This is a genomic window from Prevotella ihumii, assembly GCF_900155655.1.
In the GTDB taxonomy this organism is placed as follows: Bacteria; Bacteroidota; Bacteroidia; order Bacteroidales; family Bacteroidaceae; genus Prevotella; species Prevotella ihumii.
In genome coordinates this window covers 1758725-1770899 of record NZ_LT706987.1, presented here as the reverse complement: position 1 = coordinate 1770899, position 12175 = coordinate 1758725, and the positions used below count along the sequence as shown (strand labels likewise).

Genomic DNA, 12175 nt, shown 5'->3' with positions numbered 1-12175 from the left:
AGAAGAAGTTCTTTTTCAAAGTGCGATTTCTCGCCACGAGCATGTACAAATTTCGCTTTGCTCATTTGCATGCTTCGTCTGGCTTAACGAAATCGTTGGTTTAATTTCTCAGCCTTATTGAACTTATAGGCGTGCTTGGATTTATCACAAGTGTAAACCACATTTGCTTCCTTAAGTTCTTTCAAACCACGACCAACGGTGTCTGCCCCAGGAAGTGTACATTTGGAAGATAATGAAAACTGAGCAACGAGCGTGTTAATATCTTCTAAGCAATCAGCACCGCACAAATAGCTATAACACAGCGATGAAATAATATCACTATATTGGAATGCCGTACCTGTACTGCCACGCTGACCAAGCGAGGAATCAATGACTTGATTGAGTCCAAGTTTGGAAAAAACATCCATTACGTGAAAAATTCCACCAAAAGAGGTTATTTTGTCAGATTTTATTGCTACCTTTGTTATGTCAGTTGATTTATTGTTTTATATGTTTAGTAGCACTAAGATAAGTGAATTTTCTGACATACGCAAGTGTTTGAATACTTTTATGTATCAGGCACTTGCATTTCTTGCAAGCAAAAACGCTGCGGAAATAAGGTATAAGATGAAAAGGAAAACAAACTACAAGATTATTATTTGCCTGTTGTTGCTGTTCCTCCCTGCTGTCGGAGCGAACGCACAGGACGATAACACTTTCTCGCCCGATTGTCCTGGGGCTACCACGGGGCCAGACATTATGCCTCTGTGGAAGATTGACTGGGAAACAGGCTTCTCACACGAATGGAACCGCAGGAACGGAGTGCACGAACGCACGTGGGTTATCAACACTTCCACTTTCCGAATGGGTGTAACACCTAATGCTGAACTTCGTTTTCAGATAGATGAGAGTACAACACATACGCCTGAGAACAACTACACTGGAATTTCGGTAGCTGCCATTGGATCCAAGATTAAGATAACTGACGGCAATGGTGCGCTACCCAAGATGTCGTTCCTCGGAATGCTTCTTCTTCCTGGTGGCAGTCGTTCCCACTATCTTCCGCAACACGTTGGCATACAGACACACTTGCTTTTTGAGAACGAACTCAGCAATTCTTTCAGTTTAGGCTACGACATTGGTGCCGAGTGGAGCGGCGATACAGACAATCCCAACATCTTCTTCGGTGTCTGTCTGAACTACCAGGCTACCGATAAATTGAGTTTCTTCATAGAGAGTTACAACCTGTATAACTCGCAGAAGCAGGACGATTGGGCAAAGCCAGGGTGTGCCAGTCATTTCAATTGTATGAGTGAAATTGGAGCTGCATATATGGTTTCACCACGATTGCAAGTAAATTTGTATGGCGACATCAACCTTAACGAGCCGTCGAAATACGCCAATATAGGTTTAGGTATGGCGTGGTTGCTGAACTAAAAGAAACCGATAGTTGTATATTTCAGATATTATCTTTATTTAACCCAAGTTTAACGGGCATAATTATTTTTCATAAATTTTCAGTGTGTTTTGAGGGTTTCAGGTTTGCTAAGTACTTAATAATCAGCCGTAGCGTTTTCTGAATACGGACTAAATCTGATTTGTAGGACACCAGCATATCAATTTTTTTTTGTTACTTTGCACCTATGCACGCAAATGTACAGACACGTTTTAATCCGGCAACTGGTGAAAAGGCTCTTTATTATAGACTAAAAGAGTCGTATCGTGACGTGGCTGGACACGTACATTCGCTCATCCTACTCAATATTGGTTTTGAACCTTCTCTCACAGCCTTGCAGGTGAGAAGAATTGCTTTTGCACTTACAGAGCGTTTTTAAGAACAGAGGAACTAATTCTTTATTTGGCAAGCATTTGGAGGGGCTTACTGAAATAGAACAGGCTAAGGCGGATGAGTGGTGGCAACGGATGAAAGAGGAAGGTGGAATTGATAGATTCGATAAGAAGGAACAGAAGGCAAGAAAGGATTCTGAACGTTATATCGATCTTGCTACGGCAGAACATACTGACGCAAGGAATGTTGGTGCAGAATGGCTCTGTAAGCAGACCATTGATAAGCTGGGACTGGAAGAGTTCCTGCGTGCCCAAGGATGGAGCAACCATTCTATCCACACCGCACTCTCTGCGCTCATCATCCGGACTGTGTATGCCGTGTCTGAACGTTCCTCGTATTATTATCTCAGGGATAATTCGGCTGCCGCCGAACTTTACACTGGGTCGCAAGACTGGACTCCGGGTATCAATGCCCTGTACAAGGTAACGGACAAACTCTATGAACTTAAAGAGAAGATAGAACGTCACTTGTGCAATGTAACAGATAACCTTTTTAATATAGATAACAAGCTGATGCTCTTTGACTTGACAAACTTCTACTTTGAGGGTAGTAAGCGTGAAAGCAAGAAGGCACAGTTTGGTAGGTCGAAAGAGAAGCGATCTGATTGTAAACTTCTCGTCCTGGCCCTGTGTATCAATAAGGAGGGCTTCATACGCTATTCTTCTATCCTGGAAGGCAATACGGCTGACCCTAAATCACTGCCTGATATGATAGATACGCTGGCAGACAGGAATCCTGTACAAAAAGAAAAATCGCTTATTGTGATGGATGCAGGTATTGCAACCGAAGAGAATCTAAATCTTATTAAGGCAAAGGGTTACAACTATCTCTGCGTATCCCGCACCAAGCTGAAAGATTACACGCTCAGTGAGGACCATAAGAGTGTGATGGTAAAAGACGCCCGAAAGCAAACGATAACGCTCAACAAGGTACACACCGAAGGTGAAGACTACTATCTTGAGATAACCTCTCCATCTAAGGCTATGACCGAATCGTCAATGAACAAACTTTGGCGTGAAAGATTTGAGACAGAGCTGAAGAAGATAAATGATGGTATTGCAAAGAAAGGTGGAACGAAACTCTACGAGAAGGTTGTAGAGCGTACGGGACGAGCCATACAGAAATATCCTTCTATCGCAAGATACTATGCGATAGACTACATTAGAAACGAAGAAAAACCAAAGGAAATGCTACGTGTAGACTGGAATCTCAAAGACCTCTCAGCCATCGAGTCCGGACACGGCGTATACTTCCTACGGACCAATGTAGAAACACTCGACGAGCGTACCACATGGGACTATTACAACCTCATACGAGAAATCGAATGTACCAACAGGCAGTTGAAGACCGACCTGAACCTCCGTCCTATATATCATCAGACCGATGACCGGAGCGATGCGCATCTTTTCTTCGGTCTGCTTGCCTACTGGGTGGTAAATACCATCCGCTGCCAATTGAAGCGAGAAGGCGAATCCTGCTATTGGACCGAAATCGTGCGGAGGATGAGCACCCAGAAACTTGTAACCACGGAAGGTAGGAACCCGTTAGGAGACATCGTACAGATGCGACAATGCAGCAATCCCTCAAAGCAGGCAACTGCTATATACGATAAATTAAAACTGAAATATGCACCATTCAGAAAAATAAAAATTTGTAGGACACAGAGTCCATAGCCAAAACTGAAAAAGTATAATAATAGCAAGATGCTACGATGATAGGTGTTAAACTTGGGTTAAAAAGGGAAAGAATGCCAAGGAGTTAGCACGCACTGTAATACATTTGCTATCTCCATTCAAAGAGTATGTCAAGTCTATTACAACGGACAACGGCACAGAATTCGCTTGCCATGAAATGATAAGCAAAAGCCTTGGTGTCACCGTCTATTTTGCTGACCCATACGCTTCATGGCAGAAAGGGGCTATAGAAAATGCTAACGGACTGATTAGACAATACGTGCCAAAAAAAGAAACGTTTGAGCATATCAGTCATCAACAAATAACAAAGTATTCAAAGAAAATTAACATGAGACCAAGAAAGAAATTAGAATTTAGAACACCACATGAGTGCTTTTACGAACTAATTAAGTAAATTTGCACTTGCTTATTGAATTCACGCAAGAAAAATGAATTAAAAAACATTTTCTTGACTATAAACGACCATCTTTTTACCCAAAAGAGAGACATTCTGAAAAATAATGAGTAATTTTATAGCGTAATCAAGTTACATAAGCATGGAACGGAAGAAAATCAATCGCCTAAAGGTGGTACTTGCCGCAAAAGGAATGACAAATAAGCAACTGGCAGAAATCTTGGATAAAGACCCTGCGGTTATATCAAAGTGGGTTACAAATGTTGCTCAGCCCAATGTTGAAATGTTCATCCAGTTGGCAAAGATATTGGGTGTGAGAGTTGATGATTTGTTGTGGACAGAATAAAGAAAAACTATATATGGAAATACAAATAAAAGATAATAAGATATACGCTCCTCTAAAAGCCAGATGGCTCGTACTGAAGCCAGAGGAAGAGGTTAGGCAGACATACATTAAGCGGTTGGTGGATAGTTATGGCTATACTATTAGCCAAATGGACCAAGAAATACAAGTTTCCAATTCTCAACGTGGGCAAGGAGCTGCACGTGCTGATATTGTGGTTTGGAGAAGTAAAGAGGACAAAGATGCAAATAAGTACCCTTTGATAGTTGTGGAGTGTAAAGCAGAGTCTGTAACGATACACAAAGAAGATTATTATCAAGGGATGAACTATGCCTCATGGGCACATGCTGATTTCTTTGTAACTACCAACTTAAAAGAAACTCGTATCTTTAAGGTTGTAAAAGGACAAATACCAGACAAATTGGATGAAATTGTAGATATTCCTAATGCAGAGCAAGCTGGTAACCAAAAGGAAGTAGAGAAGCTGTTGAAGCAAACAAAAGCTTTTACACGTGATGAGTTCTCAAAACTATTGTTCAAATGTCACAATATCATCCGAAACAATGACAAGCTCTCACCAGAAGCAGCTTTTGATGAGATTAGCAAAATTCTTTTTATAAAAATACGTTATGAGCGTGAAAACGATGAGGGACAAATTTTTTCAAAAGAAAGATTTGTTGCAAACAGAAAGGCGTATGAGAAATTAAATAAGGAAATGGGAGTAACAAATGCTATTCCCTTCTATCAGAATCTGTTTGAAAAGACAAAACAGCAATTTGCCAACGACCATCTCTTTGATGATAATGCTAAAATAGAAATACGAGAAAATAGTTTTGAGCAGATTGTAAAGGAACTGGAGATTTATAATCTCTCTACTACTTCTGACGATGTGAAGGGTATTGCTTTTGAAAAATTCCTTGGCAAAACGTTTAGAGGAGAGTTGGGGCAGTTCTTCACTCCTCGAACAGTGGTGGATTTTATGGTGTCTGTACTTGATCCACAGGAAGGTGAGTTGGTTTGTGACCCTTGCTGCGGAAGTGGTGGTTTTTTAATCAAGACCTTTGAGTATGTTCGTGAGAAGATAGAAAAAGAGATAGAACAGCAAAAAGAAACTATAAAAGCAAAGTATTATGGCGATGATTATGACAAGCTGCCAGATAAAAAGAAACAAAAAATAGAAGCAGAAGTTGCACAAACTTTTTCTTATTTGAATGAAGAACTGAATATCAATAATGAAAAAGGGCGATTGCGCTCATTGTCATTCGACTGTATCTATGGAACGGACGCCAATCCCCGAATGGCACGCACCGCTAAAATGAATATGATTATGCATGGCGATGGGCATGGAGGAGTACATCATCACGATGGCCTGCTCAATGTGAATGGCATTTTCGAAAATCGTTTTGACATTATTCTTACCAATCCCCCCTTTGGGGCAAGAGTTGAAAAAGACTTGAAAATATCAGAAGCTGACAGGTTCACGGACAAGGCTAAAATCTCATCCTACGTAGAGCGGTATGGAGAAGCATATAATAAGGCATTGCGACAGGTCAATGATAATATAAACAAATCGTTGCTCAGCCTTTATAAAATTGATAGCAGCCTAACGGAAGTGTTGTTTATAGAGCGCTGCCTGAATCTCCTGAAGCCGGGTGGCAGAATGGGTATAGTATTGCCCGAAGGCGTGCTGAATAATCCCAATTTGCAAAAGGCTCGTGATTTCGTGGAGGGGAAAGCAAAGATATTACTGATAGTTTCTATTCCGCAGGATGTATTTATTGCTTCGGGGGCAACTGTAAAGCCAAGTCTGCTGTTTTTTAAGAAATTTACAGAAGAAGAAGCTACCACATATTCTCAAATACAGAATCAGGCGCAATCAGAGTTTGCTTTGAGGTATCAGAAGGAGGTCGAGAACCTTAAAGAAAAACTGAAACAGAGAGGAAATGAAGCTCCTTCAAAAGAAGAAAAGAAGATTTACAGGGCAAAGTTAAAAGCCCTGCAAGAAAAGATAGAGGCGGAGGTGAAAACAATAGTCAAAGAAAAGTTTGACTACGAAATACCTATTGCAGAAATACAAAAGGCAGGAATCAGCACGACAGGAACAGAAATAGAAAACGAGCTGATACCATTGGTAAAGGAATTTACGCCCTACCGCATTGAAAACAAACTGTGGGATGTACCTTTCAAAGCGATCAAATACCAAACAGACGAAGACGGCAATGCGTTCCGTTACAGAGAAACAGAGGATATAGTGTCCGAGCCAGAATCGTTTTACAATGTAAAGAAGTGATGGATATGGAGCAGACTAAATATAAATATCTGAATTTCATATCCTTTAAGGAAGTTTCCCAATGGTATGTAAAATATTACCTTAATTCCGCAGTATTTTTTCTTGTGAGAAAATTTTATATGTTGAGATGTCTTTTTGGGGCTCTATATGTTGATATGAGGTGCTTCGGTGTTTTTGGGGTCTTTTCTAAGCATAAAATCCCCCACCCAAACCAATGGGGAAGTATGAAAAACCACAAAAAATGATGTTTATTCAATAAAGACCTCAGCGTAGTAGTTTTTATTTGTATATAGGTTCAGAACGTTCTGCCTTCCAGTGCGCACCCATTTTGCTGGTACGTTGACAAAATGGAGGATAAAGGCTTTCAGCCTGCTTGTCTTTTTCAACGGCTTGACCTTATCGCTGATATGACGGACGAGATAGAGATAGAAGTTCTTCAGCATGGCGGTAACCATCATAAAAACCATATTCTCAGCCATAAAGGAAAAGGGCAGATGTGACCATCCGAAGTCATTGTTCTGTATGTCGAAGTTCTTTTCGCTTGCTCCACGCTCATTATAAAATGTAATGATGTCTTTCTCGGTAGACATCCAGTTATTGGTGAGGATACAGCGGTATGTGTATATTACTCCGAACATATCTGTCTGTTGCTTGCCATCCTTGTCTTTCAAAGGACTACGCTGTACGACAAGCCTGTATGACTTTCCTTCTATTAAGTTGTCTATGCTGACGGAGGTGACATCGCATCTCTCATAATCAACCTCAACACTCTTCCATTCTTTCAGCTGGCGGAAGTCCTCGTGTCGGCTGCCGCAGTTGGCAGCACGTATATAGAACGTGTTGCAGCGCTGCTCTACGGTTTGGATAATTTCCTTTGAGAACGATCCGCAATCAGCACGGAAACGCTCTATTACCACACCAAGTTCTGAGGTTACACGGTCCATAATGCGACGGAGCGTGTCTTCTTGATGGAATCTCACATTGGTGTTTCCGTCACGATTCTCACCTCCGACTATGATTCCCCCAATGGAAGCCCAACCAGGGAAATAGCCAAAATCCTGCTTGTAAGAATATTTTGCATCGAACTTGTGGGCTGGAATAAACTGGTGATCAAAGTCTAAGTCAACATGACTGCCCACCTTTATAAGCCCCATTCTTCGTATCATCCGTAAAAGTAAGGTATTCAACTTTTCTGCTGTGTTGAAACTATACGACTTGTCGGAGGTCTTGCTCTTATAGACAATATTTTTCTCGGTAAGCTCCTTTAGTCCGCGCCCCACAGTGTCGGCACCGGGTAACAGCGTATCAGGTCTTTGCTTGAACTGCCCAATAAGCGCATTGATGTCCTCAAGGCATTCTCCACCACAAAGGTAACTGAAGAAGAGAGATCCAAAAATACTTCCATAACAGAATGCTTTGCCGCTACTTCCACGTTTGCCCAATACAGATTCGGTAAGTTTTTCAAAGCCCAACTTTGAGAAAACGTCCATAATATGATAAATTCCACCGAAAGAAGTGATATTCTCGTTTTTAATTGCTACCTTTGCCATATCAGTTTTTTTTGCTTACTTGTTATGTTTACAGCACCAAGATAGGTGAAATTTCTGACATATCCAAGTGTTTTGAGAACTTTGTTTCTCAGGCACTTGGAGTTCTTACAAGAATTTATGCTGCGGAATTAAGGTATTATACGAATGAAAGTAAAATTCATTCAAGATATTCTCTTGTGCCACTTCGAGAACTTATAGCTCCTAAGAAAAATGTTATCAAAAAGGAAGAGTACGATGGTTTACTGCCAATTGTTGAAAAAATTGTATTCAAAACAGGAAAAGTAGTATTTCGAGATAAGAAGGCAACAGGTATGAATCTATATTCTTTACAGCAGGGCGATTTGCTTATCTCTAATATCAATTTCCATCAAGGTGCAACTGCATTAAATACTTTTGGTGAGATAGCAGCATCTACACATTATCAACCATATAGTATCAACTTGAATAAAGTTGATCCAGAGTTTCTCGTTATGGTATTGCGTTCTTCTTACTTCTTGTCTATTATATCAGGTAAAAAGGCGCAGGGTATTAAAAACGAATCTGGATATAACTTTATTGGTTCTTTTTCTATACCACTGCCAACCTTAAAAGAGCAGAGGAAGATAGTGGCTTTGTATAAAGCGAAAATGGAAAATGCAGAAAACTCAGCGTCAAAAGCAGAACAAGCAGAGCAAGCCATAAATTCCTATTTATTAGATGTGTTGGATATTGGTAAAGGGAATGAAGATGGTGAGGATATATTGTCAAATGCTTATAAATATATGCGTTTTGTGCACCGAAAGAATATAAGTAGATGGGATGTGTATAATGAAAAGTCTATCGTGAAAAGCAGATTGTACAAACACACAAACCTTCTCAATGTGGTTATTGATAAGCCTCAATATGGAGCGGCATATAGTTCCCAAGTATTTGACGGAAAAATGAGATATATCAGAATCACTGATATAAACGAAGATGGCTCTCTTAATGAAGAGAAGGTTTCTGCAAAAGGCTATTCAGACCATTATTTATTAAAAGAAAATGACTTCTTAATCGCCCGCTCTGGAAACACCGTCGGCAAAACTTTTCTTTATAAAAATAAGTTTGGTAAGGCTATATTTGCAGGCTATTTAATTCGCTTTAAGTTAGATGAAACAAAAGTAATCCCAGAATATTTATTGGCTTACACCAAATGCGCACTATACAAAGAATGGATAAAAGGAAATATGAGAGTTTCAGCACAACCAAATATCAATAGTCAACAATATTTGGATTCTCCTATTATTCTACCTTCATTGGATGTACAAAGTAAGATTGTTGAATATGTAGGCAAACAAAAAGATGAAATTAACACCTTGAGACAGCTTGCTCAAACAATGAGGGCAGAAGCATTAATAGAGTTTGAAAACGAAATATTTGAGTAATATGAGATTGAAATCTTTATATATACAAGAGTATAAGAATATCAAAGAGCAGACCTTTGATTTCTCCAATAATACTGGTTATATTGCCTTTATCGGGCTGAATGGTTCAGGTAAGAGTAACCTCATTGAAGCTATAGCACTCATTTTTAATGGTATCTTAAACAAAAAAAAGATACCTTTCGAATATGAAATAAAGTATGAACATGATGGAAAGAACTACACACGAAAAAAAAGGGAAGCCTATATAGATGAGAAGAAGGTCAAAACATCAGAAATGTTTTATCCTTCATCGATAATAGCATGCTATAGTGGGGAAGAACTAAGATTGTGGCATATGGCATTTGAAGATTACCACATGCATTATTTTAAGGATGCAATTGATGGTAAGCGCTCAACTCCCAATCTTATCTATCTTAATAAGTATTGTTGGAGTATTGCATTAATCGCTCTGATGGGTTCAGCGAATGATAAAGTAAAAACCTTTCTGAAAGAGAATCTTAATATTGATGATTTAAATAAGGTTGATATTTTAATTGAATTTGCAGAAGTTGAAAATTTCAAAAGCCACGCAGCCCTTAAATGGATTAACCGTATAAAAGAAGAATGTCTTGACAAAGAAGGAAAAACGACATTGAAGTCTTTTCTTTCGTACGACGTTCCTTTACTCCCTAACCAAACAAAAGAAAGGACTATTTTTCATTATCTGTATTTACTTTCTCAACCGAAGAAAAATACAAAGAAAGGAAATACTATTGACAAATACATTACGAGGATTCGTATTTTCAATAAGGGAATTTCATTGTTTAGTTTTAGTGAAGGGCACAAAAAACTAATTCTTATAGAGTGTATTACAAGAATTCTTGGAGATAATAGTTCTTTATTATTACTTGACGAGCCTGATGCTTATGTGCATATAGCCTTAAAGAAAGAGATTCTTAATAGTTTTGGAGGATTTGAAGGTCAGACCGTTCTGACAACTCATTCTCCTCTATTTGTCAATCAAATGAAAGAATCCAATATATTTCCTATGCAGGAGGGAAGACTTCTATCTCAGGATAAGCGGAAATTGATTAGTAAAATAGCCAATAATGAACTCAATATTATTGATAGTGCATGTGTTGTATCTTCAAAATACCTTATTGTTGCGGAAGGCCCCGATGACATCTATCATATAAAGTCTGCAATTGACTTTTTTTCCTCTCAAGGAGAAAAATATGACAATTTGAATAATGTATCCTTCCTTTTTATGGGAGGTGCAAAAGAAGTTAACAATTATAATGAGGAAATTCTCAAGCCACTATATGATATTATGGAAGCGATAGTATTTGTCTTTGATTTTGACGAAGAAGGTAGAGAAGGTGCGAAAATGGTAAAAAAGCTTATAGATAGTGGAAATAAAAAGTTTCATTATATCTTTTATTATAAAACATATCCTGTGCCAGAAAAACCTCAAACAGATTTTTATTTAGAAGACTTTTTTGAACCGAATGTATATCATGAGATTACATTACCTACATTCAATGGAGTCCCTTCATATGCAGAATTTAAAAAAGGGTCGATGTGGGCTAATAGTATTAAAAATAAGATTCAAAAGAAAAAAAAAGAGAATTCTTTCTCGCCTGAAGATTATAAGGGTTTCCTAAACTTTATTGATCAACTGATTTCTGAATTTAATTTTTAAGTTATATGGCTTAATATTTACAGAAAGATTAATGGAATAGAGAGTTTAATAATGTTTTATATTATGGCAAAGAAAGACATAAACAAACATGAATTTTCAGAAGGAACAAAATTGAAATTGGATATATTTCGGCAATGCTTCCGAGAATGGTATCCGGTATTTGTTCACAATCCATATATATCGCATATATATGTTTATGATATGTTTGCTGGTAGTGGTAAAGATTCTGTTATGAATCCTGGTTCTCCAATAATTTTATTTCAAGAGGCAAGGGGTAATAACAAACAATACTGTAAAGCTCTTCTGAAAGAAAATGCAGTAGGAGTTACTTTTGGATTTAACGAAATTGTTGATCAAAAGAGAAAAGTCTTGGAATCAAATCTGTCTGATGAACTAATTTCATGTAAAAAACAATGTAAGGAGGGAATATGTCCTTTCGATAAATCTTTTTATTTTAAATCAGAGGATTTCTCTTCACTAATAAACAACAGGCTATTAAATAATATCGTAACTACTCAGTACCCCTATAGAAATAGGTATGCTGCCTTTACCCTTGCAAATTAGCAAGGGCGAGCAGTACGTCAAATTTGGAATTGCCGTTTTTCTTGGCGGTGTCAGTCACCGAATGCAGTTTCATGTAGATGTCAGCACCAGCGTCTGTTCTGAAGCAACCACTTACTTTCTGCTTGACTTTTATGTTCCTCACGCCTCTCTCACTGGCATTGTTGTCATATGGAACTCGCTTATCGGTGAGGAAGGTGAAGATGTAGTCATGGCATTTGTAGAGTCCTTTTTTCAAGGCGTTGAAGTCCTTGTGTAAGTGATTGGTGCTTTCTTCAAGCAGTGTAAGCATCCAATATTAGCCGCCTTTGTGTAACATTCTTGCTTTACTACTTTTGCCCGAAAAACTTATGTTTGTACTCAACGAAACAAATGTTTTTCGGGTTTGTTGCACTCCTGTGGATATGCGGTAAGCATCCAATATTAGCCGC

The 12175-nt window shown here is 38.6% G+C and carries 8 protein-coding genes and 3 pseudogenes; 8 read left to right on the top strand and 3 right to left on the bottom strand.

The window, feature by feature from the left end:
• Positions 1-98 precede the first annotated feature (98 nt).
• Positions 99-467: pseudogene (locus tag CZ367_RS15885) on the bottom strand (IS1380 family transposase); the annotation flags it as partial.
• A gap of 139 nt (positions 468-606) precedes the next feature.
• Here CZ367_RS15885 and CZ367_RS08045 point away from each other — a divergent pair.
• From CZ367_RS08045 to CZ367_RS08025, 5 genes and pseudogenes are all read left to right on the top strand, one after another.
• On the top strand, positions 607-1416 hold the full coding sequence (locus CZ367_RS08045; protein WP_077197402.1) for a transporter: 810 nt from the start codon (positions 607-609) through the stop codon (positions 1414-1416).
• A gap of 206 nt (positions 1417-1622) precedes the next feature.
• Positions 1623-3501 (top strand): annotated as a pseudogene (locus CZ367_RS08040) (IS1634 family transposase).
• 58 nt (positions 3502-3559) lie between these two features.
• Positions 3560-3916: pseudogene (locus tag CZ367_RS08035) on the top strand (IS30 family transposase); the annotation flags it as partial.
• Between the two features lie 142 nt (positions 3917-4058).
• The gene (locus tag CZ367_RS08030) at positions 4059-4262 is read left to right on the top strand and encodes a helix-turn-helix transcriptional regulator (protein WP_004356629.1); all 204 of its coding nucleotides are present in this window, start codon (positions 4059-4061) and stop codon (positions 4260-4262) included.
• Positions 4263-4275: 13 nt separating this feature from the next.
• On the top strand, positions 4276-6549 hold the full coding sequence (locus CZ367_RS08025; RefSeq protein ID WP_004356627.1) for an N-6 DNA methylase: 2274 nt from the start codon (positions 4276-4278) through the stop codon (positions 6547-6549).
• 248 nt (positions 6550-6797) lie between these two features.
• Here the strand turns inward: CZ367_RS08025 and CZ367_RS08015 are convergent, their stop codons facing one another.
• Positions 6798-8099 (bottom strand): IS1380 family transposase, encoded by a 1302-nt coding sequence (locus CZ367_RS08015; RefSeq protein ID WP_077195397.1) that lies wholly within the window; start codon positions 8097-8099, stop codon positions 6798-6800.
• Here CZ367_RS08015 and CZ367_RS16250 point away from each other — a divergent pair.
• The 3 genes from CZ367_RS16250 to CZ367_RS07990 all read left to right on the top strand — a co-directional run bounded on the left by CZ367_RS16250 (position 8093) and on the right by CZ367_RS07990 (position 11747).
• Positions 8093-9502 (top strand): restriction endonuclease subunit S, encoded by a 1410-nt coding sequence (locus CZ367_RS16250; protein ID WP_237581611.1) that lies wholly within the window; start codon positions 8093-8095, stop codon positions 9500-9502. The genes CZ367_RS08015 and CZ367_RS16250 overlap by 7 nt on opposite strands.
• Position 9503: 1 nt before the next feature.
• Complete coding sequence (locus CZ367_RS07995; RefSeq protein WP_077196430.1) at positions 9504-11183, top strand: ATP-dependent nuclease; 1680 nt, start codon at positions 9504-9506, stop codon at positions 11181-11183.
• Positions 11184-11246: 63 nt separating this feature from the next.
• Positions 11247-11747 (top strand): hypothetical protein, encoded by a 501-nt coding sequence (locus tag CZ367_RS07990; protein WP_144005957.1) that lies wholly within the window; start codon positions 11247-11249, stop codon positions 11745-11747.
• On the opposite strand, the gene CZ367_RS07985 is transcribed toward CZ367_RS07990, so the two are convergent.
• Positions 11731-12036, bottom strand: a complete 306-nt coding sequence (locus CZ367_RS07985; protein WP_237581609.1) for an IS66 family transposase — start codon at positions 12034-12036, stop codon at positions 11731-11733. The two genes, CZ367_RS07990 and CZ367_RS07985, sit on opposite strands and share 17 nt — an antisense overlap.
• Between the last annotated feature and the right edge of the window lie 139 nt (positions 12037-12175).

What these genes read in the sequence shown, in the direction of transcription:
- CZ367_RS08045 (WP_077197402.1), top strand. Translation starts at nt 607, where the DNA reads ATGAAAAGGAAAACAAACTACAAGATTATTATTTGCCTGTTGTTGCTG.
- CZ367_RS08030 (WP_004356629.1), top strand. Translation starts at nt 4,059, where the DNA reads ATGGAACGGAAGAAAATCAATCGCCTAAAGGTGGTACTTGCCGCAAAA.
- CZ367_RS08025 (WP_004356627.1), top strand. Translation starts at nt 4,276, where the DNA reads ATGGAAATACAAATAAAAGATAATAAGATATACGCTCCTCTAAAAGCC.
- CZ367_RS08015 (WP_077195397.1), bottom strand. Translation starts at nt 8,099, where the DNA reads ATGGCAAAGGTAGCAATTAAAAACGAGAATATCACTTCTTTCGGTGGA.
- CZ367_RS07995 (WP_077196430.1), top strand. Translation starts at nt 9,504, where the DNA reads ATGAGATTGAAATCTTTATATATACAAGAGTATAAGAATATCAAAGAG.
- CZ367_RS07990 (WP_144005957.1), top strand. Translation starts at nt 11,247, where the DNA reads ATGGCAAAGAAAGACATAAACAAACATGAATTTTCAGAAGGAACAAAA.
- CZ367_RS07985 (WP_237581609.1), bottom strand. Translation starts at nt 12,036, where the DNA reads ATGCTTACACTGCTTGAAGAAAGCACCAATCACTTACACAAGGACTTC.